Source organism: Sulfitobacter sp. SK011, from assembly GCF_003352065.1.
GTDB lineage: Bacteria > Pseudomonadota > Alphaproteobacteria > Rhodobacterales > Rhodobacteraceae > Sulfitobacter.
The window spans coordinates 1,746,423-1,769,638 of the sequence record NZ_CP025803.1 but is presented as its reverse complement, the minus strand read 5'-3'; the positions used below and the strand labels follow the sequence as shown (position 1 = coordinate 1,769,638).

Here is a 23,216-nt window from a genome sequence, read left to right as displayed (position 1 = left end):
GGGTTATGGATGTGGATGTAGAACGATCTTGGGGGCCGAGGTGGCCCCGGCGCGGATATCGGCAAAGGCGGCAGGGCCGTCGGATAATGGCCGCGCCTCGGTCCAGTTGAGCGGCCCAAGCCTGCCGTCAAAAATGGCCCGCGCCGTGTCGCGGAAATCCTGGGCGGTGTAGGTATAGGTGCCGATAAAGGTGATTTCCTGCAATGTCATGCGGCGGATATCAAGCCCGCCTGCGTCCTCGCCCAGACCGATGTGACCAATCACGCCGCCGGGACGGGCGTGCGCCGATGCGGTCTTGCGCGTGGCGGCATAGCCAACGCCGTCGATCACCAGATCAAACATCGCAGCCGCGTCCAGATCGTCTGGTGAAATTGCGTTTTGCCCACAGGCATCGTTCAGCGTGGCGCGGCGCAATGCGTTGGGTTCAACGATTGTCACCTCGGCCACCCCTTGCGCCTTGAGCGACAGTGCCGCCCCCAGACCAATGGCACCGCCGCCAATCACCAGTGCTGTTGTTGCGGGCTCTTGCAGTGTCTCGCGTGCCAAACGCACCGTGTGCCAGCCGCAGGCGATCGGTTCGGCAAGGCAGGCCTGATCAAAGCTGACATGATCCGGCACGGTCACCAGATTTTCGTCGCGCATGGCGACAAATTGGGCAAAAGCACCCTCGCGTGGTGGCATTGAAATGATCATGCGCTCTGGGCACAGGTTGTCCTTGCCAGATGTGCAGGCCTTGCAGGTGCCGCATGTCACAAGGGGGTTGACCGTCACGCGCTCGCCGTCCCGCGCCCCGCCCACAATGACGCCTGCGGCCTCATGACCCAGGATCAATGGCGCAGGGCGACGGTTGTCATGACCCAGATAGGCATGCATGTCAGAGCCACAAATGCCAACGGCCAGGATCTTGATCAATTGCTGACCCTTGTCCGGCACCGGTTCGGGCGCATCCCGCAAGCCAAGCTGTTCGGGACCGTCGTAAATAAGCGCTTTCATTTTGCGGTAAATCCCCCGTCAACCATCAGGATCTGCCCTGTCACATACGCGCTGGCATCAGAGCACAGAAACAGCAGCGGGCCGTCAATATCGTGCAATTCGCCGTTGCGCCCGATGCAGGTTTGCGCGGCATTGCGCGCGGCGCGTTCAGGATCGGCAAAGACCGGACCCGTCAATTCGGTCGGAAAAAACCCTGGCCCGATAGCATTGGCATTGATGCCGTGTTTCGACCACGCCTCGGCCATGGCGCGGGTCAATTGCCCGATGCCAGCCTTGGACGCACCATATGCGATCCCACCGGGAAAAGCACGGGTGGTTTGCAGTGAGGCGAAATTCACCACCCTGCCCCAGCCTTTGGCCTTCATCGCTGGCACCAGAGCTTGGGTCAGGAAAAACGGGGCCGCGAGATTGAGGTTCATGGTGACGTCCCAGCCTTCGGGGGTCACGTCATCTGCGGTTTCGCGGGTGTTGATCCCGGCGGCATGCACGATGATGTCCGGCGCGCCAAAAGGCGTGGAAATCTCGGCCGCGATCTGGGCGATCTGGTCACGCTGTGACAGGTCTGCGGCAACGTTTGCCGCGCGCCCCCCGGTGGCATCAGCCCAGGCCGCAAGCGCCTCGGTCCGGCGCGCGACGCCGACGACCTGCGCGCCAGCCGCAGCCAAAGCAACAGCCGCGCGTTGACCAAGGCCAGCACTGGCCCCGGTCACGCAGGCAACTTTACCTGTCAGATCAAGCAAATGTTCAGCCATCTGCGGTCAAATCAAAGGTTTCATCGGGGAAGTATTTGGCCAGCCGCACATCAGCCGCGCGTGCGTGGCCTTCCATGCCCTCCAGCCTTGAAATCCGCGCTGTCGCCTGCGCCACGCGCTTTGATCCGTCGCGGGTCGAGCGCTGCCATGTGACGATCTTCATGTACTTGTGCACAGACAGACCACCGGTATAGCCCGCCGCACCAGAGGTTGGCAGAACGTGGTTGGTGCCGCTGGCCTTGTCGCCATAAGAAACGGTGGTTTCTTCACCCAGAAACAAGGAGCCATAGCAGCTCAGCCGGTTCAGCCACCAATCCAGGTCTTCTGCCTGCACGGTCAGGTGTTCGGGAGCGTAATCGTCCGAGGTCGCGGCCATTTCCTCGCGGTCGGCACACAAGATCACCTCGGCATAATCGCGCCATGCGGCAAAGGCGTTGTCGCGGTTCACCTGCGGCAGGTCCTCGATCAAGGTCGGGACCAGACGCATGACTTCTTCGGCAATCTCGCGGCTGTCGGTGACCAGCCAGACCGGCGAATTATACCCATGCTCGGCCTGTGACACCAGATCAACGGCTGCAATCATCGGATCAGCCGTGGCATCGGCAAGCACCAGACTGTCGGTTGGACCCGCGATCATGTCGATGCCGACACGGCCAAAGAGAATACGCTTGGCTTCGGCCACAAACTGGTTGCCGGGGCCAACAAGAATATTGGCTTTGGGCAGGCCAAACAGACCATAGGTCATCGCCGCGACACCCTGAACACCGCCCAGCGCCATGATCTTGTCCGCACCGCAAATATGCGCGGCATAGATGATTGCCGGGGCCACACCCACACCGGGGCGCGGCGGCGATGTCGCGGTGATGTGCTGGCACCCTGCAACCTTGGCGGTGGTCACGGTCATGATCGCGCTGGCGATATGGCTATAGCGTCCACCGGGCACATAACAGCCAGCCGCATCCACTGGAATGGCCTTTTGCCCTGCGATCAGTCCGGGCTGAATTTCAACCTCTACATCGCTGACGGTCGCCTTTTGCGCCTCGGCAAAACGGCGCACGTTGTCGTGGGCGAACTTGATATCATCCTTGAGCTTTTGAGGAACCAGTGCGGTGGCCGCCTCGATCTCTTCGGCGGTCAGGATGATGTTGCCGTCATATTTGTCGAACTTGCGGGCATATTCGCGCGCCGCGTCGTCGCCGCCTGCCTCAATATCAGACAGGATCTTGACGACAGTTTCATGGACGTCGGAGGCATCCGACTTTGAAGTCAACGTAGCTTTTTTGAGATATTCACGAGCCATTGGGTCAGTCCTATTTGAATGTGTCAGGAAGCAGCGATGTCGAAATCGCAGGGATATAGGCGATCATCAAAACGACGATCAGCATGAAGAAAACGAACGGAACAGCGCGACCCGCGATCTTGAGGATCGATTCACCCGTAATGCTTGATACCACGAACAGGTTCAGGCCAAGCGGCGGGGTGATAAAGCCCACACCAAGTGCGGTGATCATCATGATGCAGAACTGAATTTCGTTCATGCCGATGTTGTCGGCAAGCGGCTTGAGGATCGGCGCGAGGATCACGATGTTGGGCGTGGTTTCCATCACGCACCCGGCCGCAATCAAGATGCCGATCATCAACAGGATCAACAGTGTCGGATCATCAGTCAAAGACGTGATCGACGCGACGAAACCCTGCGGCACGCCCATGATTGCCAAGGCCTGTGCCAGCGGTAATGAAAACGCGATGATGGGCAGGATGACCCCGTTGACCTTGGCAGAACTGACCAGCATCGCCGGGAAATCGCTGAGCTTCAACGTGCCAAGGATAAAGCCGATGATGATCGTCACGATCACGGCGGTGGCCCCTGCTTCGGTGGGTGTGAGGCGGCCAGAGAAGATGCCGTAGAAAATAATGCCCGGTACGATAAAGGCGTACCAGCCGGTCTTGAGCGCGGTTCCCAATTGCGACACATACTCGGACAATGAGATGTTGCCGCCGCCCTCATAGCCATAGATCCGGTTCACCACGATGTTGGTCACCAGGATCGACACAAGGATCGCAATCCCGGGAATAAGCGCCGCGAGGAACAGGGTCGAGGCCGATATGCCCAGCACAAGGCCGATGATGATATAGGCGATGGAGGGCGGGATCAGAATTCCGGTACAGGCACCCGCCGCCACCAATGCACAGGCATATGGACGGGGGTAACCGGATTCCACCAGCCGGTCGATTGTCATTCGGCCCACCGCTGCCGCCCCTGCGGCGTCTGAACCGGAGATGGCCGCAAACATGCCGCAGACCAAAACGGTAGCAGACCCAAAACCACCTTTGGCGAACTGGGTCAGCGCCTCGGCGACATCAAGAAACTTGCGCGAAAGCCCGGTGCGCACCAGCACGTCGCCGGTCAGAATAAAGAGCGGCACCGCAGTGAGCGCAAAGGCGTCGATGCCGTCAAACAGGCTTTCGCCGACAAGCGCCAGTGGCAGGTCGCCTGACATCAGCAACATGGTAATTGCAGCAACGCCGATCGAGGCCCAGACCGGCACCGCCATGGCGCACAGGGCTACGAAAAGAATGACAGGCAGGTAGAAATCCCAGCCAAGTTCAACGGTTTGATTGAGTGTGTTCCAAAGCATGTCGGTATTCCTCAATCAAACATTTTGTCACCTTCGTAGACGGGTGTGCCGTCACGAAGGCTGCGCAGATCGCGCAGAAAAGATTGCACCAGTCGCAGCACCATCAGGCCAAACCCCACCGGCACAGCCATCAGGAACCAGACCATCGAAATGCGCAAACCATGGCTGACCGATCCGAATTTGGCCGAGACCAGCACCGTTTCGAATGACCAGTAGAGTGCGACAAGGGCCACACCAAACATCACCAGATCGCCAAAGATATAGAACAACGCCTTTGTTCTTGGCCCAAGGTAATGCAGCACCACGTCGATGCGAATATGCGCCCGTTGCTTGATCGCGGCCGCGGCCCCGATCCATGCGAGATAGATGAACGAATAGCGCACCACCTCTTCACCCCAGATGGACGAATACGAGAAAATTTCACGGCGTAAAACTTCGACAGCCATGGTCACCACCAGCATCACGTAAAATGCCAGCAACGCCCAGCGTTCAGCGTCACGATTCAATCTTTCCAAGAACGACAATGGGATCACCTTTTGAGGGGCAAGGCACCGGGGGGCCTCGCACGGGGAACGATCAACCAATAAGAAACTCGACAAGGTCGGCGGGTCCCCGAAAGGGCACCCGCCATGGTGTTTTACGCGTCGTGGACGTAATAGCGGCCCATTGTGCCAGCCGCTTCTTCCAGCTTGGCAAAGGTGTCCATGGACCCTGCAAGCTCAAGCTTGAACTCATCCCATTCGGAACGCTGGAACCCGCCTGCGTCTTTCCATTCGGCCAGCTGATCATCAGACAGCGAGTGGAACTCAACACCAGACTTGCGCAATTCGGCCATCGCATAGTTGCGTGCTGACGGCACCTTGGCGAGGTTCATCTGAGCGGTAATTTCAGATGCAAATACGATCCCGTCCTGAACATCAGCAGGCATCGAATTGAACCACTCAAGGTTACAGGAATAGACTTGGCTGTCCGGCACCGCCTGTGTGAACGTCACATGGCTCAGGATGTCCTTGAAGCCAAAGACATAAAGCGCGCCAACAGATGGATCAAGCGCATCAGCCACACCTTGTTTGATCGCAGATGGTGTTTCACCCCATGCAACCGGCGTTGGGTTTGCACCGACCATGCGGTAATATTGCTGCAGCATCGCCGAGCCCGGCACGCGGAACTTCACGCCAGCCAGATCGCTTGGTGACAACACCGCCCCTGCCCCACCTTTTCGCACAGCAACGACGCGTGGGTCGATGTTGACGTAGAAAAGCGGCTTGAAGCCTGCGGCCTCAACCTTGGGGTGAACTTCGGTTTTCCACGTGTCGGACGTCACCAGATTGGTGAAGCGCTGGTTGGACCCACAAAGATACGGCATGTTGATCAGATCGACCACCGAGGCAAAAGGCGCAAAGTTTGACAGCGAATGCTGCGCTGCCTGAATGGTGCCGCCCTGGACTTTCTGGACCAATGCGCCGCCCGCACCCAACTGACCGCCGGGGGCCAATTTGACATAGACCTTGCCGTTCGTCGCATTCTGGATGTTCTCTTTGAGGTCCAGTTGCATGATCGGATAGCTGCGCGTTGCACCCAGCACATAGGCCGTGGCAATTGTCATGACATGCTCGGCAGCCTTTTCACGGTCGCGCTCTTCATTTGCGGTCTGGGCCGCGGCCTCTGTCGACCACAATGTGCCAGCGGCACCGGCAACCAATGCGGCGGTAAAACTGCCAGCGCCTGCCAATTTCAAGAAGTTGCGGCGCGTGGCCAATTTCATTTCTGTGTTTTCAGTCGTCAATTGAATGTCCTCCCGATGGACCTTGATGTGAGGCTGCGCTTTTTGCATCAGCTTCCTTTTTTAAGATGCCCACGACAAAAAGGATTGCCGTGACAGCCAGAACCAAAAACTCGCCAATATCATTCAGGAACGTCGGTGCACCCGATGATCCCAGCGCGACATTCACCGCGAAAACTGCAAATAGGATTAATGCTCCAATGAGCGGCATGTCGCGTCTCCTCCCAGAGGCCAAGCCGATTCTGATGCTCTAATGTAAGCGCTTACATAAGGAAAATGCAAGCACTTACATTTCTTTGTATTCAGGATAGACTTAGGCACTTGTTAATGTTGATGTAAAAAAGTTGATGCCATGACAGGACCGCCCATGAAGGCGACAACGCCAGCCCCTACCCTATACGATGTTGCCGCCAGATCCGGGGTTTCGACGGCAACGGTTTCGCGCTGCCTGAATTTTCCCGATCAGGTGACGGAACGGACCCGTGACAAGGTGATGGAAGCGGTCATTGCATTGGGGTATTCGCCAAACTTTGGCGCGCGGGTGATGGCGCAGCGGCGCACCAACACCATCGGGGCGATCATCCCGACCATGGAAAACGCGATTTTTGCGCGCGGCCTACAGGCGTTTCAGGAAGAGCTGCGTGTGCACGGGTATACTTTGTTGGTGGCAAGTTCATCCTACAAGCCAGACATCGAAGAAGAGCAGATCAGGTCACTGGTCGCGCGCGGTGCCGACGCGCTGCTGCTGATCGGCCATGACAGGCGGCCGGAAATTTATGAGTTTCTGGAAAAGCAACGGGTGCCGGTTTTGGTGACATGGGCCTTTGACCGCACACAGGCGCGCCCTTCTGTTGGCTTTGATAACCGCGCAGCGATGCGCAATATGGCCCGGATCGTTATTGACATGGGCCACCGCGATCTGGCGCTGATCTCGGCTGAGGTGTCTCAGAATGACCGGGCCAGAGAACGATTGGAAGGCATCAAAGAGGCAATGACTGAAAAGGGCCTGAATGCCAAAGACCTTGAAATTATCATGACCCCATACGGCATTGAAAACGGTGCAACCGCATTTGAAAAGCTGATGCAACTGCCTGCGCGGGCCACGGCTGTTTTCTGCGGCAACGACGTGCTTGCCGTGGGCGCATTGCGCGCGGCGCGAACGATGGGTCTTGAGGTGCCCAACGACGTTTCGATCATTGGCTTTGACGATATCGAACTGGCACAAGTGGCCTATCCTGCATTGACTACTGTCCATGTTCCCCATCGTGAGATGGGCAAATGTGCGGCGCGGACGCTGGTTGACATGCTGAATGGCAACGGCCCGACCCAGACCCAAGAGCTTGCCTCAGAAGTGCGCATGCGCGCGTCGCTTGGCCCTGCTCCCGACAAGATGACTTAGCGGCGCAGATGGAAGGAAACACATGGCAGACCGGATAACCTCATTTGATGCCCTTGTTGCGGCTGTCTCTGATGCCCCCAGACAACAGAAACGGCGGCTCATTGCGGTTTGCGGCGCACCGGCAAGCGGAAAATCCACCCTTGCGGCGGCACTTTGTGATGCTCTGCTTGGCATGGGCGTGTCCACCTGTGTGGTACCGATGGACGGCTTCCACCTAGATAATGCCATTTTGCAGGCAAACGGAACGTTGGACCGGAAAGGCGCGCCACATACATTTGACAGCGCTGGGTTCGCATCCCTGATCAGCCGCTGCGCGCAGGAGGACACGGTTTACTATCCGACCTTTGACCGCGCCCGCGATATTTCCATTGGGGCGTCGGGCGTCGTATCAGGCGACATCGATACCATTGTGGTCGAAGGGAATTATTTGCTGATGCAGACCCCCGGATGGCGGGACCTTTTGGGATTGTGGGACATGTCGGTTTATCTCGATGTGCCCGCCGAAGAGTTGAAGAAACGGCTGATGACCCGCTGGCTTGATCACGGTCTGTCACCTGCAGATGCTGCCAAAAGGGCAGAACAAAACGACATGCAAAACGCCCGCACGGTGATCGAACACAGCGCCAAGGCGGATCTTGTCTTTACCCAATAGCTGAGAATAACTGTTGCGCCCTGCGCACCTGTGAAAGGCTGTTGCGGGCCAGCTAAGTGCATCTTGCCGGGCTGGACGTGTTTTGACGCCCAGCCCGTTTTTTGCAGTTTTATTCTGCCGGCTCAGCAATCGGTTCTTGTGCCTTTGCTGGGTCGATCTTGTAGATGGTCCACCCCATGTAGCCAAAGATGATCGTCACAATCGGCGACATCCAGCAAAAGAAGTTGAACGGCAGATACGCAAGCGTCGCGACCCCAAGCGTCGCCGCCTGAAACGCCCCGCCCGAATTCCACGGCACCAGATTGGCCGTGACTGTCGCTGAATCCTCGACCGCACGCGACAGGTTTTCTGGGGCCAGTCCACGGTCCCGGAAGGCTGGCGCAAAGGTCCGAGCGCCCATGACAATCGCCATGTACTGATCGCACAGGATCAGGTTGGCCGCGATGCAGGTAAGGACCGTCGACAAGATCATAGAGCCGGTCGATTTCGCGTATTCGAGTATCGAATTTGCGATGACCTTAAGCTGACCGGTCCGTTCCATCACGCCGCCAAACATCATCGCGACGATAATAAGACTGATGGTGAAGAACATGGATTCCAGTCCGCCACGGCTCAGAAGTTCGTCAACCTCGGCCACGCCGGTTTCTGACGTGTAGCCACCAAAGGCCGCGTTCGCGAGCGCCTCATATCCGGCACCTTGCAGACCAACCGCACATATCGCCCCTGCCAGGACACCAAGCGTGATGCCGGGGATTGCCGGCATCTTTTTGTACGAGACAAACAGCACCACAAGCGGCGGCAGGACCAGAACAGGATTGATCGTGAACGTGCTTTGCAATGTGGCCAGCATCGTGTCGATCTGACCGAGGTCGCCGCCCTGACTGCTGTAGCGCAGGCCAAGCACGATCTCGATGATCAAGGTCAGCGAGATTGTCACACCCGTCGTATAGGACATGTGTTTGATGTGGGTGAACAGATCAGTGCCTGCCATGGCCGGGGCCAGATTGGTAGTGTCCGACAACGGTGACATCTTGTCGCCGAAATAGGCCCCCGAAAGAACTGCGCCGGCCACCAGTGGCAATGGAAACCCAAGGCCGGCACCGATCCCCATCAGGGCAACACCGATGGTACCTGACGTGCCCCAGCTTGTGCCCGTGGCAAGAGAGGTGATCGCACAGATGATCAGCGTCGCGGGCAAAAAGATCGCAGGAGACATAAAGGTCAGGCCGTAATAGATCAGCGTCGGCACGACACCCGCCAATATCCAGATCCCAATCAGGATGCCGACAACAAGCAGAATGATCATTGCAGGCAGGGCATTGGTGATCCCGCGCACCATGCCGTCCTGGATGTTCTGCCAGCTAAATCCGCACCGCAATGCGACGATGCTTGAGACGACAACGCCCAGAAGCATCGGAACCTGGGGATCAAGGCCATAAGCCACGATCGAGATACTGATCCCGACGACCAGTGAGAAAAGCGAGATGATCGCCTCCCAAAGATAAGGGGCGCGTGCCCCCGGTGGAATATCGGTGTTCATTTTTGTGCCCTCGCGTGAAACGTTTGAATTTTCGAAGGTTGGCTCCTCCGTCGTTTTGATCTGAAAATCAGATTATCGAGCAAAACCAGCCTACCGCGTGCGCCACAAATAACAAGCAAACGGGTACAACGCTTGGACGCTTTTGTGTTGGAGGTCAGGATTGAATGCTGCGCCATATGGCAGGGGCAACGTTCCCGCCTTCAGCGCGCCTTTTCGGTTTTGATGGCCTGCGCGGCCACCGTATATCCGCCAGCGGCACCATCAATGAAATGGATATGATCGTCCCTGAGGATGGAGGGCACGATGCAGGTCATCATCGCCTCGGATTGCGCGTGAAGGCCAAACCGGATGATCCCGTCCGCTTCCGCCTTTTCAAGTAACGCGCGCAACCGCTTCTCGGTCGCTGCGTCGCAGTCCAATGTCATCTTTAACCCGTCTTCAAACTTGCGAAAATCAGCGTTTTGGCCCACCACCCGCCGGTATCTGCGCGCGTCAAATCCCCCGACCTTGAGGCCGGTCTTGATCAGAACCCATGCCATGAAACTTTCAAACAGCGCCTTGCGCCGTGCGGTGCCAAGCGATCCGTTACCGCGTTGCGCATGTGCCTCAAGGGTGGCACCCGCGGGTGGCCAGTCTACGCCGGGGCCTGCTTGCTGGGCTGGATGGCCAGCGCGCGCAAGTCCGTGGGCCAGCTCAATCGCACTGCGCGCCAGCCGCGCAAATTCGGGGGTGGTCACGTCAACGCGCGGCGCGATGACGACGGACAATATCGACCCATGCTGGCTGGGCATATGGCTCCACCGGCAACTCAGGCCAGTCAGATCTGGCTTGGTGCCTTTAGGGGCCTCGGGCAAACCATGGGCGCTGGTCTTCATCCGCTCTTCAGCCCAGCTGAGCCCCCCGCCGGAAAACATGGCATAATCCACGCCTTTGGCCGCCTGAAACCGCGCAACAGTGATATCCAGCCCTGCGGCGCGAATGTCCGACACCCGGACCATGCCAACCCGTAGACCAATATCGAACTCCTCGCGCGCCCAAACCCGAACGGCCGCCAGCGCGTCCTCTGCACGGTCCTTCCACGCTGCCGGAACCGCAAACCCGGCACCGTCACCACCAAAGATGAACGGGAAATCTGCACCGCCATGGGCATTCATCTGTGCCGAAATCACTGCCGCGCCGACCATGTTCACGGTCTTGTAGCGCCCCTCGGCAACCGCCTGTGTCGAGCCCACAATGTCCGAGGTGCCCACCCACCAATCATCCGGAAAGGCGGTATAGGCCTGTCCGTCCGCAAAGATCGCAAAATCATCCTGCGGAATGACAGATGCGTAGAACTCGGTGCTTGAAGGGGTATCTTCCATCCCTCCTCTGTAAGCGCGGCACTGGCATTCTCCAACACAAATTGGCAAGCGGCTACCGATGCCATGTCAGATACGGCAGCAGGCCGCCATTCAAGGCGCGTTGACGGTGTGGAAATTCCGAATTCAAATGCTGGCTCCCCAACACCATGCGTATTGTGAAGTGCCATTTCTCAGGTGCTGAGATTGACCCGCATAACCGCACCGAAAGCCATTGTTTAAGAAGAAAATAGATGTACTAATCGTGCAAGGAAACCCAGACACGGATTGCTGTCACGTCCGTGTCATATGGGACCACTAAAGACAGGGGACCCGGAAAGACGGGGTAAGATCCGTTCATTCGGGCTAAGAAAAATAATGGAGAACATGATGAAATCGACACTGATCCTATCAACCGTCGCTGCTCTGGCCTTGTCGTCGGGTGCGGTGAACGCGGACACATTGCGGCTGCTGACATGGGGCGGCTACGCACCGGATGACGTGATTGCCAAATTCGAGGAACAAACCGGCCACACGGTCGAAGTGACCAAATCCAACAATGAAGAAATGATCGCCAAGCTGCGCGCGACCAACGGCGGCGGGTTTGACCTTGCCCAACCCAGCCAGGACCGGATCGCGGGCCCGCAGGCAGAATTCGGCATCTACAAGCCCATTGATATGTCCAAAATCGAGACCGGTCTTTTCATCCCATCCATGCTGGAAGCGACAAAGGGCAATACCACCGTCGATGGTGAGGTATACGGCCTGCCGCATGTCTGGGGCACCAGTGGTCTGGTTGTGAACACTGCGATGGCCGGTGACGTCAAGGACTACACCGACCTGTGCAATGCATCTGTCAGCGGCAAGGTGTCTTACCGCCTCAAGCGTCCAACGCTGATCGGCTTCGCCTATTCAATGGGGCTGGACCCATTTGCCGCCTACGGTGATGAAGCGGCCTACAAGGAAATCCTGGATCAGGTCGAGGCCAAGCTGATTGACTGCAAGCCCAACGTCAAAACCTACTGGGATGGTGGTGACGAGCTTAAGAACCTGCTGCGCTCAGGCGAGGTTGTGGCCTCAATGGCGTGGGACACAGGCGGCTGGCAGCTGAACGATGACAATGCCGACATCACGTTTGTCGCGCCTGCGTCCGGGGCATTGGGTTGGATCGATACCTTTGCCCTGCCCGCGCGCGGTCGCGCCGATGACGCAGCCTATGCCTGGATCAACTTTGTGATGCAGCCCGAGGTTGCCGCGATGATCACAGCCGCGGCTGGCAACTTTACCGCGTCGCAAGGTGGGGACGCCGGTGTGGATGATGCGTTGAAAGCCAAGTATCAGGCCAGCTTTCCACAAGCTGCGATCGACAACATCAAGTGGTATCCGTCTGTGCCTGCAGGCCTTGAGGCGCTGGAAGGTGCTGCACTCGACCGGATCAACGCCGCCAACTAAAGACGTGAACGTCACGATGGGGAAGCGCGGATATCGCGCTTCCCGATTTTATTCAGGGCCTGCACTACATGTCAGAAATTCCCGATCTCGAATGCCGCGCTATCTCAAAAAACTTCGATGACTTCAAAGCGGTGAAAGATGTCAGTTTCAGCGTGCCGCAGGGCACGTTCTTTTCCATTCTGGGACCGTCGGGATGTGGCAAGACGACGCTGCTCAGAATGATTGCCGGGTTTCAGAAACCAACCAGCGGTGATCTGTTGATCAAGGGCAAATCTGTGCTGGATGTGCCCCCCAACAAACGCCCCGTGTCGATGGTGTTTCAGCATCTGGCGCTTTTTCCCATGATGAACATCGGGGCCAATGTTGGTTTCGGCCTGCGCCAGCGCGGCGTGAACAAAACGGACATCAAGAAACAGGTTGAGCGCGTGCTGGACCGTGTGGGCCTTGGCGGCGTCGCGGATCGCCCCGTCAGTTCGCTATCCGGTGGCCAGAAACAACGGGTGGCCATCGCACGCTGCATGGTGCTTGAGCCGGACGTGCTGCTGTTGGACGAACCTCTGGGCGCGCTGGATCTCAAGCTGCGCGAGCACATGAAGATTGAACTGAAACAGCTGCAGTCCGAGTTCAATACCACCTTTGTCTACATCACCCATGACCAGTCAGAAGCATTGGTGATGAGCGACCAGATCGCGGTGATGAACCACGGCGTGTTCGAACAGACGGGCACCGCAAAGGAACTTTATTACGAACCGTCCACCGCATTTGTTGCTGGTTTTGTGGGCGAAGCGAACCGTTTTACCGCCACTGTGGATCAGCGCGACGGTGATGGCTTGCAGATGGCGACGAACCAGGGCCAGATCTTGCGCGGGATCGACGCAAGTGGGGGTCTGTCGCGGGGCGAAAAGGTTGAGGTTTTTGTGCGCCCCGAAGCCGTGCGTCTGTCGCGCAAGGCGTCTGACATGGGCGGGATGGGCAACGCCGGGCAAGGCACGGTTGAAAGCGTTCTGTTCAACGGGGCCAACAGTCAGTTGATCCTGCGCGATCAGGCCACAGGTGCAGAGATGTCAGTGGCCCTGCCGCAAACCGGTGAATTCCGCGACTTGTCACGGGGTGATGTGGTCCATTTTGGATGGGAACCACAGCAGACCCGGGTCTATCCCGCCAAAAGGGGAACGTGATGGGCACTGATCGCTCAAAACTGGCATTCTGGTTGCTGATGGCACCTCTGCTGATCTGGCTGGTCACACTGATTGTCCTGCCGCATATCGGTATGTTTTTGGTAAGCCTGCGCGAAAAGGTGGGCGTGCGCGAATACGAAACGAGCCTTGCCAATTATGGGGTGTTCTTTAACGAGCCGCTTTATTGGAACACATTTGCGCGCACCGCCTATATGTCGATTGCATCGACAATGCTGACCCTGTTGATCGGGTTTCCCATTGCCTATTACATCGCCAAGCTGACGCGCGGACGCACCAAGACAACCCTGTTTTTGATGTGTCTGATCCCGTTCTGGGTCAGCGAATTGGTGCGCACGTTTGGCTGGATGATCCTGCTGCGTGAAACGGGCGTCTTCTCAAATGCCTTGCAGTATCTCGGTCTCGTTTCCGGCCCGGTTGAGATGCTTTACAACGATGCGGCCATCATGACGGGGCTGGTCTATACCTCGATGCTGTTCATGGTCGTGCCGCTGGTCACCACATTGGACAGCCTCGATGACAGTCTGATCGAGGCAGGCTATGATCTGGGGGCCAGCGGTTTTGCCATCCTTCGCGAAATCGTGATCCCCCACGCCATGCCCGGCATCGTATCGGGCTGTATCGTGGTGTTCATGCTGAGCCTTGGCAATTACCTGACGCCGATCCTGCTTGGGGGCAAGGACAGCCTGTGGTTCACTGGCCTGATCTACAGCCAGTTCATCACGCGGTTCAACTGGGAACTTGGATCGGCATTTGGGTTCCTGTTGCTTGGATTGTCGTCGCTGATCGTCTTTGTTGGTCTCAAACTGTCCGGGCAATCGCTGGGTAAAACGATGGCTCAGACATGATCACCGGCATCCCCCAAAGTGGCGCGTTCAAATGGACCTACCGGGCCTATGTCACGCTGTTTTTCATCTATCTCGCGCTGCCCCTTGCGACGGTCTGTGTCTTTGCCTTCAACGACAGCGTCTTTCCGTCGTTGCCTTGGGAAGGGTTCACCTGGGCATGGTTCTTTGGCACCGACGCGCCCTATATCGGGGTCTTCCATGAACGCCCGATCTTGCGGTCGCTGATCACCTCGGGTGTGGTGGCGTTCTGGGTCTCGCTGCTGGCGGTTGTGGTGGGAACCTGCAACGCATTCCTGTTTGTGCGGTACGAATTTCGCGGCAAAGGGTTCCTCTACATCCTGATGCTGTTGCCGCTGATCATTCCCGGCATCATCTTAGGGATTTCCATCCTGGTTTTTTCATCCTCTGTTGCAAACTTTCTCGAAGACGCAACAGGCATGTGGTTTGACGGGCTGCGCCCCGGATTGATCCTGGTCATTCTGGGACAGTTTTCGTTCATCACCACATTTGCGACGCTGGTCATCTCGGCCCGGCTGCAAAAGTTTGACCCCAGCCTCGAAGAGGCGGCGCTGAACCTGGGTGCGACCCGGTGGGGTGCCGTGCGGGCCGTCACCCTGCCCTTTCTATTTCCAGCAATGGCTGCGGCGGGCGTGGTTGCGGTGCTGATGAGTTTTGAGAACTTCAACACCACGCTGATGCTGGTCGGGTCGGACGCGCCGCTGACCATCACCATGTTTGACCGGCTCAAGCTGGGTTCGACACCGGTGCTCAACGCGGTGTCGTTGCTGTTGATTGTGGTGTCAGCCCTGCTTGGGCTTGCCTCGCTGCTGCTGCAAAAACGGCAGGATTAGAAACAGGCCAGCAAGAGCGCCTTGGTGTTGGAGGCGGTCATTTCCACAGGGTTGCCCCCGACGCTCGGATCACGCAATGCAGATGCCACCAGCGCATCAATGTCCGGGTCGGTGACGCCGAGATCGGTCAGGTTTGCCGGGATCGACAGGCTTTGCGTCAACTCACGCACATAGGTTTTAAAGCCATCAAATCCGCCCGATATTCCCAGATAATTGCCCGCCATACCGAGACGGTCCTCAACTGCGGGGCGGTTGAAATCCAACACCGGCAACATGACAACCGCATTGGTGGTGCCATGGTGGGTGTGGTGCACCGCGCCGATCGGGTGGCTCAGGGCATGAATGGCCCCCAGACCTTTTTGAAATGCAGTGGCCCCCATCGCAGCGGCAGACATCATGTGCCCGCGTGCCTCAATATCCGAGCCATTCGCATAGGCGCGCGGCAGGTTTTCCTTGACCAGACGCATGCCTTCCAGCGCAATGCCCTGCGACATCGGATGGTAATGCGGCGAACAGAACGCCTCAAGGCAATGGGCAAACGCATCCATGCCGGTGCCTGCGGTAATGACGGGCGGCATGCCGACGGTCAGTTCCGGGTCACAGATGACCACGGCGGGTAGGATTTTCGGATGGAAGATGATCTTTTTCTCATGGGTTTCGGAATTGGTGATGACCGACGCCCGCCCCACCTCTGATCCTGTCCCGGCGGTGGTCGGGACCGCAACGATGGGTGCGATGGCGTCCGCATCCGCCCGCGTCCACCAATCGCCGATATCCTCAAAATCCCACAGCGGCCGGGTTTGACCGGCCATGAAAGCCACAACCTTGCCTAGATCAAGGCCCGATCCCCCGCCAAAAGCGATGACACCGTCATGGCCGCCATCGCTGTAGGCGGTGACACCTGCTGCGACGTTTTGTTCGGTCGGGTTTGGGTCAACCTGCGAAAACATCGCACGGCCCAACCCGGCGGCTTCCATCAGATCAAGCGTGCCTTGGGTGATCGGCAGACCCGCCAGCCCCTTGTCCGTGACCAGCAGCGGTTTTTTGATGCCAGCGACCGCGCAGGCCTCGGCAATCTCGGATATCCTTCCGGCACCGAAACGCATCGCAGTAGGATAAGACCAGTTGGCTTTCAGGGTCATGTCTCAGGCTTTCTTGAAGTGATATGATTTTGGACGGGTCAAGGCATCGAAGCCCAGTTTGGAAAGTCCGGCACCGCGCCCGGTATTTTTGCACCCGGTCCAGCACAGCGCGGGATCAAGGTAATCGGCCCGGTTCATAAACACTGTCCCGGTTTCCAGCCGCGCGCCTATGGCGTCCGCGGCCTCTGCATCAGCCGTGAAAATCGCCGATGTCAGACCAAACTGACAGTCATTCATCAGTGCGATGGCTTCTTCGTCGTCCTTGACCGGCATGATCCCCACAACGGGTCCGAAACTTTCATCACGCATCACCCGCATGTCATGGGTGACATTGGTCAGGATCTGTGGCGTGAGATAGGCCCCGCCGTCATCGGCAGGCATCTTTTCGATATGCGCGGTGGCACCATCCGCCAATGCTTCGTCAATCTGCGCGCGCACTTCACTGGCAAAGCGCACATTTGCCATCGGTCCCAGCGTCGTCGCCTCGTCCAGCGGATTGCCCAATTTGAGCTGGTTCACCCAAGCCACGGCCTTTTCCACGAAAGCATCATAAAGCGTTTCATGCACGTAAATCCGTTCAATTCCACAACAACATTGCCCGGCGTTGAACATCGCCCCGTCCATCAACGTATCCACGGCGGCGTCCAGATTGGCGTCATGCCGGACATAGCCGGGATCCTTGCCGCCCAGTTCCGTCGCGACACCCGTAAACGTGCCGGCTGCGGCGCGTTCCATCGCCTGACCGCCGCCCACGGACCCGGTGAAGTTGATGAAGTCGAATGCATTCTCAGCGATCAGCGCGGATGTGGTGTCATGATCCAGCACAATATTCTGGAACACATCGTCCGGCACGCCAGCCGCATGGTAGGCATCGGCCAGATGTTCACCGACAAGGATGGTTTGCGCCGCATGTTTCAGGATCACCACATTGCCCGCAATCAGCGCCGGCGCGATGGTATTGTTGGCGGTCATATAGGGGTAGTTCCACGGGGCCACCACAAAGACAATTCCGTGCGGTTCACGGGTGATCTTGCGGCGAAACGCATCGCTGTCCTCAACGCTCGTTGGCGCAAGCGCGTCTTGGGCAATCTTAGACATGTAACTGGCGCGTTCCTTCAGGCCGCCCAATTCGCCCCCATACCGGACCGGGCGTCCCATCTGATGGGCCAGTTCCGTCACCATACGTTCCTGGGTACGCTCAATCTCGGCCATCGCGCCCATCACCAGATCGATGCGTTCCTGCAACGGTCGGGCGGCCCAGGCGGCTTGCGCCCTGCGTGCCCGCGCAACGGCGTCACGTGCGGCGTCCATGCTCAGGCATTCGCGCTCGGCATAAAGCGATCCGTCGATCGGAGAGATACATTTTGTCGTTGCCATGTCTTATGCCCTTTCAAATCCGCGCGCGATTTCCCAATCTGTGACCACGCGGTCAAATTCCTCTAACTCCCATTCCGCAGCCCGGGCATAGTGGTCGACCACGTCGTCCCCCATTGCCGCCCGCAGAAAAGAGGACCCTTTGAGATTCTCATGCGCGGCCCGCAGCGATTGCGGGATATCACCAGCCTTGGCATCTTCATAGACATCACCGCGCGTCGGGGCCGCCAACGGCATCTTTTCCTCGATGCCCTTGATCCCCGCCGCCAGCATGGCCGCCTGCGCCAGATAGGGATTTAGGTCTGAGCCACCAATGCGGCATTCGACCCGAACGCCTTTGGTTCCTGCCCCACACAGCCTGAAACCCGCGGTGCGGTTGTCCACGGACCAGACCGTTTTGGTCGGTGCAAAAGTTCCCTTGGCAAAGCGCTTGTAGCTGTTGACATAGGGGGCCAGAAAATAGGTGTAATCCGGCGCATAGGCGATCAGCCCGGCCATGTAGTGTTTCATCAGATCAGACATGCCAAGCTCGTCTGTCTTGTCGACGAACATCGCTTTGCCCTCTTGCCACAGCGATTGATGGACATGCGATGAACTGCCGACCCGGTCATGATGCCATTTGGGCAGAAAGGTCGCGGCGTGCCCCTGCTGCCAGGCGATTTCCTTGACCGCGTGCTTGGCGATGGTGTGGTAATCGGCGCAATCAAGTGCCGCAGAATAGCGGATGTTCAGCTCTTCCTGCCCGGTCTCTGCTTCGCCCTTTGAGTTTTCGATGGGCAGACCTGCTGCATAGAGATGATTACGGATCGGGCGCATCACATGCTCTTCCTTGGTGGTCTGGAAGATATGATAATCCTCATTGTAGCCGCTGATCGGCTTGAGGTCGCGAAACCCGCCTTCGCGAATTGTGTCGAGGCTGTCGGCGAAAAGGAAAAACTCCAATTCTGTCGCCATCATCGCGTCAAAGCCTAGCGCGCTGAGCCGCTCAATCTGTTTTTTCAGTATCGCACGTGGGGAATGTGGGACGGGCTTGTGATGGTGATGATCCAGCACATCACAAAGCACCATTGCGGTGCCTTCGAGCCATGGCACCAGGCGGATCGTGTCCAGATCGGGCTTCATCACATAGTCGCCGTAGCCCGCGCGCCAGCTTGTCGCGGCAAATCCCTCGGGCGTGGCCATCTCAAGGTCGGTGGCCAGCAGGTAATTGCAGCAATGGGTTTCCTCAAAAGAGGTTTCCACGAAGTTCACCGCGTGAAACCGTTTGCCCATCAGGCGCCCCTGCATATCCACCAGACAGACCAGCACCGTGTCGATGCCCCCGTCTTTTACGGCGGCCTTCAGCTCTTTGAAACTCATCGGTGCGGGCATTGGTGGCTCCAGTCAATTGTGGTGAGGGGGCAACGCCACGCGCCGCCCCCCGAATGTTGATGTTTCAACCGTTGGTGTAGGGCGGTCCGGCCTTGTTGATGACCTCATTGTAGTCGCGGAAAATCTGGACGATCTTTGAATGGATTTCACCCTCTTCGGCGATCTCCGTCCAGAATTCCTTGGCCGCGTTTTCGACCTCGTTCCATTCCTCAGCTGGAATGGTGCGCAGCTCAAGCTTGTCGCCCGTCGCGCGCAGCCGTGCCTCGCCACCCCAATACCACTGGTTGCGATAGGTGTGACCTGCCTCAATCCCTGCCATCACCAGTTGTTTGAGGTGATCAGGCAGATCGGCCCACTTTTGCTGATTGACAAAGAACGACCCGATCCATGCACCCGAGATGTTGTTGGTCAGGAAGTAATCCGTCACCCCGGCCCAACCGACAGTGTAGTCTTCGGTAATGCCGGACCATGCCATACCGTCCAATTCCCCGGTCTGGACCGCGACCTCGGCATCCTCGTAGGGGATGTTCACCGGAACGACACCAAATTTGGACAGAAACCGCCCGGCTGTGGGGAAAGTATAGAGCTTGAGCCCATCCAGATCGGCGACTGATTTGATCTCTTTGGTGGTGTTGAAGTTGCAGGGGTCCTGACCCGCTGCCGACAGCCATGCCACCCCGACCTTGGCGTATTCTTCGCGCCAGATATCGGCGAGCCCATATTGGTTGAACAGGGCCGGCACATCCAGAATATGCTTGGTCGCAAACGGGAAATAGCCGCCGAATTGCTGTAGCGGCGTGGGCGAGGCCATTGAATCGTCATCGGAATGCACTGCGTCGATGGTGCCGCGCTGCATGGCCTGAAACAACTCGCCCGTCGGCACAATCTGATCGGCATAGAACAGTTCGATCTCCATCTCGCCGTTTGCGGCGGCATTGATGTAATCGACGCAAGGCTTCGTCACCTGTTCACCCAATGCAGACCCCGCATAGGTCTGCATCCGCCACTTGATCGCGGTTTGCGCCCGCACAATGCTGGGCGCGGCAAGGGCGGCCGGGGCGGCAATTGCTGCGCCCTTCAGGAAATGTCTGCGTGTCGTCATGATCTTACTCCTTTGTTGAAATGACAGGCCCCCTTTGCAGGGGCTCTTTTATGGTTGGTTGTACACATAATCAGGCAGCCACAGCGCCAGTCCCGGAAACAGCATCACCAGCGCCAGCGCACCGACCATCACCAAGACAAACGGGGTGATCGACGCATAGATATCGCGCAGCGTGATCTCGGGCGGGGCCATCGCACGCATCAAGAACAGGTTATAGCCGAATGGAGGGGTCATATAGGCGATCTGCGTGGTGATGGTGTAGAGGATACCGTACCAGATCAGGTCAAACCCCAATTCGCCCACCAGCGGCACATAAAGCGGCGCAACAATGACCAGCATCGCCGTGTCGTCCAGAAACGTGCCCATCAGGATAAAGGACAATTGCATCAAAATCAAAATCGTCCAGGGCGACAGGTGCAGTTGATCGGTGAACAGCCCCTCGATTGCCTTGACCGCACCCAAGCCGTCAAACACCGCGCCAAAGGCCAGTGCCGCAAGGATGATCCACATGAACATGCAGGTGATGCCAAGGGTATTGCGCACCGAATTTTCAAACACCTCGCGGGTCATGCGCCCCTTGAGCACCGCTGCAAAGAATGCGGCCCCTGCCCCAATGGCCGAGCTTTCCACAAGACTGGTCCAGCCGTTGACGAATGGCACCATCATCGAGGCGAAAATCACCAGCGGCAGGATGCCGGCCCTGAGCAGACGCAGCTTTTCAGCACGCGGAATATCACGCTCTGACGCGTCAAGCACCGGACCCAGCACCGGGTTCTTCCAACAGCGGATCACAATATAGGCAATGAACAGTGCGGCCATCATCAATCCGGGCAAAATACCTGCCAGCCACAATTGTCCAACCGGCTGACGTGCGATCATCGCATAAAGCACCAACACAACGGATGGCGGCACCAGAATGCCAAGGCTGGAACCGGCCTGAATGACGCCGGTGACCATGCGTTTGTCATAGCCCCGTTTCAACAATTCCGGCAGCGCGATGGTGGACCCAATGGCCATGCCCGCAACGCTCAGCCCGTTCATCGCCGAGATGAGGACCATCAACCCGATGGTGCCGATCGCCAGCCCGCCGCGCAGCCCGCCCATCCAGACGTGAAACATCTTGTACAGATCATCAGCGATGCGCGATTCAGACAGCACGTAGCCCATAAAGATGAACATCGGCAGCGTCAGCAGCGGATACCACTTCATCAGTTTCATGGCGGCGGAAAACCCGATGTCGTAGCCGCCCTTGTCGCCCCACAACAACAGCGCCGCAACCACGGCGACAAATCCGATGGCCCCGAACACCCGCTGCCCGGTCAGCAGCATCAGCATCATCGTGGCGAACATCAGCGTGGCAATCACTTCGTAGGACATCAGACCACCTCACCCTGAAGCCGGAGCACATCCTTGAGCAGTTCGGAAATGCACTGCAACAGCATCAGGAACAGACCAATGACCATGACTGTCTTGATCGGCCACATCCATGGCCGCCAGACCGACGGCGAGGTTTCCATGCGCCCGATTTCTTCGGTTCCGGTGATCAGCCCGCCAAAGAACGAAAACGGCTCTGTCCCCCAATACCCCAGCGAATAGGCCGTTGATCCGACTGCGCCGTAAATCATGACGCCAAGATAGAAAATCAGGAACAATACGGTGATCAGGTCGGCCCATGCTTTTTTGCGCGGCGACCAATCCCCATACAACAGATCCATCCGCACGTTTGAGCCCAGCTGGATCGAGTACGGTCCCCCAAGGATGTAGTAGGCCACCATCGCGAACTGAGCCAACTCCAGCGTCCAAAGCGACGGCAGAAAAAACGTCTTGCTGACAGAGGACCACAGCAGGATCGCCATCAGAACAAAGATGCCATACATCACAATCCGACCAAGCCGGAAGTTAAGGGCATCGACCGCCCGAATGAACCCGCGCGCCAGACTATGCATGCAAATCCTGACCCAGATTTTCAAGGGCGGCACTGATCCAGCGAGACAGCAAACCGGCCATCTGTTGTTGCTGCATTTCTGTGGCAATCAGGTCATTGCGCAGTTCGATCATCACGTTCAGATGCCCCCCCGGCAGCGCATGTTCTTTCAACGTATGTGTCACGCCATCGACCGGGCCATAAGGCGCGTTGCGTTGGGTGTTCATCTGCGTGTGCTGCGGCGCAATCGACAGCATTGCATCGGCCAATCGCGCATCGCTGTCGTGCAGAATACCGATTTCAACCTGACGGGGCTGACCGTGATAATTGGGGGTAAAGCTGTGCACGGTCACGATCACGGGTTTGGCACAGGCGGCAATCGCATCGGCCAAAGCACGCCGAAAAGGCAGGTAATACGTCGCCACACGCCTGTCTCGCGCGGCAGCGTCCAGCCCCCGGTTGCCGGGAACTTCTATCCGTTCGCTGCGGTCCGGCATCGCATCCGGCGCGTCCGGCGGGCGGTTGCAATCATAAACCAGCCGCGACACCCCGCCCGCCACCAGCGTGGCATCCATGATCCGGGCCATCTCTTCTGCCACGGCCAATGCGCCGGGATCCCAGACCGCATGGCTTTGCCGGTCCCGTTCGGACAATCCGAGGTCATTCAATGCGGGCGGAATAAAAGCCGAAGCGTGTTCGCAGACCAGCACAACGTCCGACGGTCCCCGTGCGGACGTTACAACAACAGGCTGTTCGGATGTCGAAATCTGCGGCACCAATAATCCCCCAATTTCGATAACACTCAGGCGGTGCGCAGATTCTGTCAACAATTTTCTGTAATATATTATTCATCTGCTATAC

General features: G+C 57.8%; 22 protein-coding genes. 6 read left to right on the top strand and 16 right to left on the bottom strand.

The genetic code is table 11. The features are described from left to right. Nucleotides 1–3: 3 nt before the first annotated feature. The 7 genes from C1J02_RS08665 to C1J02_RS08635 all read right to left on the bottom strand — a co-directional run bounded on the left by C1J02_RS08665 (nt 4) and on the right by C1J02_RS08635 (nt 6,378). Nucleotides 4–993 (bottom strand): zinc-binding dehydrogenase, encoded by a 990-nt coding sequence (locus C1J02_RS08665; RefSeq protein WP_114878206.1) that lies wholly within the window; start codon nt 991–993, stop codon nt 4–6. Next, complete coding sequence (locus C1J02_RS08660; RefSeq protein ID WP_114878205.1) at nt 990–1,745, bottom strand: SDR family NAD(P)-dependent oxidoreductase; 756 nt, start codon at nt 1,743–1,745, stop codon at nt 990–992. Before C1J02_RS08660 ends, C1J02_RS08665 begins: the two co-directional genes overlap by 4 nt. Beyond that, nucleotides 1,738–3,045, bottom strand: a complete 1,308-nt coding sequence (gene hisD / locus C1J02_RS08655; RefSeq protein ID WP_114878204.1) for a histidinol dehydrogenase — start codon at nt 3,043–3,045, stop codon at nt 1,738–1,740. Before hisD ends, C1J02_RS08660 begins: the two co-directional genes overlap by 8 nt. Before the next feature lie 10 nt (nt 3,046–3,055). Then, entirely contained in the window at nt 3,056–4,384 is a 1,329-nt protein-coding gene (locus C1J02_RS08650; RefSeq protein WP_114878203.1) for a TRAP transporter large permease, read from the bottom strand. 11 nt (nt 4,385–4,395) lie between these two features. Next, nucleotides 4,396–4,908 carry a TRAP transporter small permease gene (locus C1J02_RS08645; RefSeq protein WP_114880476.1) on the bottom strand — a complete coding sequence of 171 codons (513 nt, stop codon included), beginning with the start codon at nt 4,906–4,908 and terminating at the stop codon, nt 4,396–4,398. A 113-nt stretch (nt 4,909–5,021) separates the two neighbouring features. After that, a complete protein-coding gene (gene dctP / locus C1J02_RS08640; RefSeq protein ID WP_205389910.1) occupies nt 5,022–6,149 on the bottom strand; it encodes a TRAP transporter substrate-binding protein in 1,128 nt (375 codons plus the stop codon). A gap of 10 nt (nt 6,150–6,159) precedes the next feature. Then, nucleotides 6,160–6,378: a hypothetical protein gene (locus tag C1J02_RS08635; RefSeq protein ID WP_114878201.1), complete on the bottom strand. Its 219-nt coding sequence runs from the start codon at nt 6,376–6,378 to the stop codon at nt 6,160–6,162. 141 nt (nt 6,379–6,519) lie between these two features. Here C1J02_RS08635 and C1J02_RS08630 point away from each other — a divergent pair, with 141 nt between their 5' ends. Together C1J02_RS08630 and C1J02_RS08625 are read left to right on the top strand one after the other, a co-directional pair. Further along, nucleotides 6,520–7,566: a LacI family DNA-binding transcriptional regulator gene (locus tag C1J02_RS08630; protein WP_254693245.1), complete on the top strand. Its 1,047-nt coding sequence runs from the start codon at nt 6,520–6,522 to the stop codon at nt 7,564–7,566. A gap of 22 nt (nt 7,567–7,588) precedes the next feature. Next, the gene (locus C1J02_RS08625; RefSeq protein WP_114878199.1) at nt 7,589–8,218 is read left to right on the top strand and encodes an AAA family ATPase; all 630 of its coding nucleotides are present in this window, start codon (nt 7,589–7,591) and stop codon (nt 8,216–8,218) included. 109 nt (nt 8,219–8,327) lie between these two features. On the opposite strand, the gene nhaC is transcribed toward C1J02_RS08625, so the two are convergent. Together nhaC and C1J02_RS08615 are read right to left on the bottom strand one after the other, a co-directional pair. Further along, complete coding sequence (nhaC, locus tag C1J02_RS08620; protein ID WP_114878198.1) at nt 8,328–9,758, bottom strand: Na+/H+ antiporter NhaC; 1,431 nt, start codon at nt 9,756–9,758, stop codon at nt 8,328–8,330. A 200-nt stretch (nt 9,759–9,958) separates the two neighbouring features. After that, nucleotides 9,959–11,119, bottom strand: a complete 1,161-nt coding sequence (locus C1J02_RS08615; protein ID WP_114878197.1) for a DUF3095 domain-containing protein — start codon at nt 11,117–11,119, stop codon at nt 9,959–9,961. A gap of 366 nt (nt 11,120–11,485) precedes the next feature. Here C1J02_RS08615 and C1J02_RS08610 point away from each other — a divergent pair, with 366 nt between their 5' ends. From C1J02_RS08610 to C1J02_RS08595, 4 genes are all read left to right on the top strand, one after another. Further along, entirely contained in the window at nt 11,486–12,547 is a 1,062-nt protein-coding gene (locus tag C1J02_RS08610; RefSeq protein WP_114880475.1) for an extracellular solute-binding protein, read from the top strand. Between the two features lie 68 nt (nt 12,548–12,615). After that, complete coding sequence (locus C1J02_RS08605; RefSeq protein WP_114878196.1) at nt 12,616–13,725, top strand: ABC transporter ATP-binding protein; 1,110 nt, start codon at nt 12,616–12,618, stop codon at nt 13,723–13,725. Beyond that, nucleotides 13,725–14,591, top strand: coding sequence for an ABC transporter permease (locus tag C1J02_RS08600; RefSeq protein WP_114878195.1), 867 nt, complete (start codon nt 13,725–13,727; stop codon nt 14,589–14,591). Before C1J02_RS08605 ends, C1J02_RS08600 begins: the two co-directional genes overlap by 1 nt. Continuing rightward, entirely contained in the window at nt 14,588–15,442 is an 855-nt protein-coding gene (locus C1J02_RS08595) for an ABC transporter permease (RefSeq protein WP_114878194.1), read from the top strand. Before C1J02_RS08600 ends, C1J02_RS08595 begins: the two co-directional genes overlap by 4 nt. On the opposite strand, the gene C1J02_RS08590 is transcribed toward C1J02_RS08595, so the two are convergent. The 7 genes from C1J02_RS08590 to C1J02_RS08560 all read right to left on the bottom strand — a co-directional run bounded on the left by C1J02_RS08590 (nt 15,439) and on the right by C1J02_RS08560 (nt 23,182). After that, complete coding sequence (locus C1J02_RS08590; protein ID WP_114878193.1) at nt 15,439–16,584, bottom strand: iron-containing alcohol dehydrogenase; 1,146 nt, start codon at nt 16,582–16,584, stop codon at nt 15,439–15,441. The two genes, C1J02_RS08595 and C1J02_RS08590, sit on opposite strands and share 4 nt — an antisense overlap. A gap of 3 nt (nt 16,585–16,587) precedes the next feature. Next, nucleotides 16,588–17,961: an aldehyde dehydrogenase family protein gene (locus tag C1J02_RS08585; protein WP_114878192.1), complete on the bottom strand. Its 1,374-nt coding sequence runs from the start codon at nt 17,959–17,961 to the stop codon at nt 16,588–16,590. Nucleotides 17,962–17,964: 3 nt separating this feature from the next. Beyond that, nucleotides 17,965–19,329 carry a glutamine synthetase family protein gene (locus C1J02_RS08580; protein WP_114878191.1) on the bottom strand — a complete coding sequence of 455 codons (1,365 nt, stop codon included), beginning with the start codon at nt 19,327–19,329 and terminating at the stop codon, nt 17,965–17,967. Between the two features lie 64 nt (nt 19,330–19,393). Then, a complete protein-coding gene (locus C1J02_RS08575) occupies nt 19,394–20,431 on the bottom strand; it encodes a TRAP transporter substrate-binding protein (protein WP_114878190.1) in 1,038 nt (345 codons plus the stop codon). Nucleotides 20,432–20,479: 48 nt separating this feature from the next. Next, nucleotides 20,480–21,808, bottom strand: coding sequence for a TRAP transporter large permease subunit (locus C1J02_RS08570; RefSeq protein WP_114878189.1), 1,329 nt, complete (start codon nt 21,806–21,808; stop codon nt 20,480–20,482). Next, a complete protein-coding gene (locus C1J02_RS08565) occupies nt 21,808–22,377 on the bottom strand; it encodes a TRAP transporter small permease subunit (protein WP_114878188.1) in 570 nt (189 codons plus the stop codon). Before C1J02_RS08565 ends, C1J02_RS08570 begins: the two co-directional genes overlap by 1 nt. Continuing rightward, entirely contained in the window at nt 22,370–23,182 is an 813-nt protein-coding gene (locus C1J02_RS08560) for an N-formylglutamate amidohydrolase (protein WP_368073776.1), read from the bottom strand. The genes C1J02_RS08565 and C1J02_RS08560 overlap by 8 nt, the downstream gene beginning before the upstream one ends. Nucleotides 23,183–23,216: the final 34 nt, after the last annotated feature.

What these genes read in the sequence shown, in the direction of transcription:
- C1J02_RS08665 (WP_114878206.1), bottom strand. Translation starts at nt 993, where the DNA reads ATGAAAGCGCTTATTTACGACGGTCCCGAACAGCTTGGCTTGCGGGAT.
- C1J02_RS08660 (WP_114878205.1), bottom strand. Translation starts at nt 1,745, where the DNA reads ATGGCTGAACATTTGCTTGATCTGACAGGTAAAGTTGCCTGCGTGACC.
- hisD (WP_114878204.1), bottom strand. Translation starts at nt 3,045, where the DNA reads ATGGCTCGTGAATATCTCAAAAAAGCTACGTTGACTTCAAAGTCGGAT.
- C1J02_RS08650 (WP_114878203.1), bottom strand. Translation starts at nt 4,384, where the DNA reads ATGCTTTGGAACACACTCAATCAAACCGTTGAACTTGGCTGGGATTTC.
- dctP (WP_205389910.1), bottom strand. Translation starts at nt 6,149, where the DNA reads ATGAAATTGGCCACGCGCCGCAACTTCTTGAAATTGGCAGGCGCTGGC.
- C1J02_RS08635 (WP_114878201.1), bottom strand. Translation starts at nt 6,378, where the DNA reads ATGCCGCTCATTGGAGCATTAATCCTATTTGCAGTTTTCGCGGTGAAT.
- C1J02_RS08630 (WP_254693245.1), top strand. Translation starts at nt 6,520, where the DNA reads ATGACAGGACCGCCCATGAAGGCGACAACGCCAGCCCCTACCCTATAC.
- C1J02_RS08625 (WP_114878199.1), top strand. Translation starts at nt 7,589, where the DNA reads ATGGCAGACCGGATAACCTCATTTGATGCCCTTGTTGCGGCTGTCTCT.
- nhaC (WP_114878198.1), bottom strand. Translation starts at nt 9,758, where the DNA reads ATGAACACCGATATTCCACCGGGGGCACGCGCCCCTTATCTTTGGGAG.
- C1J02_RS08615 (WP_114878197.1), bottom strand. Translation starts at nt 11,119, where the DNA reads ATGGAAGATACCCCTTCAAGCACCGAGTTCTACGCATCTGTCATTCCG.
- C1J02_RS08610 (WP_114880475.1), top strand. Translation starts at nt 11,486, where the DNA reads ATGAAATCGACACTGATCCTATCAACCGTCGCTGCTCTGGCCTTGTCG.
- C1J02_RS08605 (WP_114878196.1), top strand. Translation starts at nt 12,616, where the DNA reads ATGTCAGAAATTCCCGATCTCGAATGCCGCGCTATCTCAAAAAACTTC.
- C1J02_RS08600 (WP_114878195.1), top strand. Translation starts at nt 13,725, where the DNA reads ATGGGCACTGATCGCTCAAAACTGGCATTCTGGTTGCTGATGGCACCT.
- C1J02_RS08595 (WP_114878194.1), top strand. Translation starts at nt 14,588, where the DNA reads ATGATCACCGGCATCCCCCAAAGTGGCGCGTTCAAATGGACCTACCGG.
- C1J02_RS08590 (WP_114878193.1), bottom strand. Translation starts at nt 16,584, where the DNA reads ATGACCCTGAAAGCCAACTGGTCTTATCCTACTGCGATGCGTTTCGGT.
- C1J02_RS08585 (WP_114878192.1), bottom strand. Translation starts at nt 17,961, where the DNA reads ATGGCAACGACAAAATGTATCTCTCCGATCGACGGATCGCTTTATGCC.
- C1J02_RS08580 (WP_114878191.1), bottom strand. Translation starts at nt 19,329, where the DNA reads ATGCCCGCACCGATGAGTTTCAAAGAGCTGAAGGCCGCCGTAAAAGAC.
- C1J02_RS08575 (WP_114878190.1), bottom strand. Translation starts at nt 20,431, where the DNA reads ATGACGACACGCAGACATTTCCTGAAGGGCGCAGCAATTGCCGCCCCG.
- C1J02_RS08570 (WP_114878189.1), bottom strand. Translation starts at nt 21,808, where the DNA reads ATGTCCTACGAAGTGATTGCCACGCTGATGTTCGCCACGATGATGCTG.
- C1J02_RS08565 (WP_114878188.1), bottom strand. Translation starts at nt 22,377, where the DNA reads ATGCATAGTCTGGCGCGCGGGTTCATTCGGGCGGTCGATGCCCTTAAC.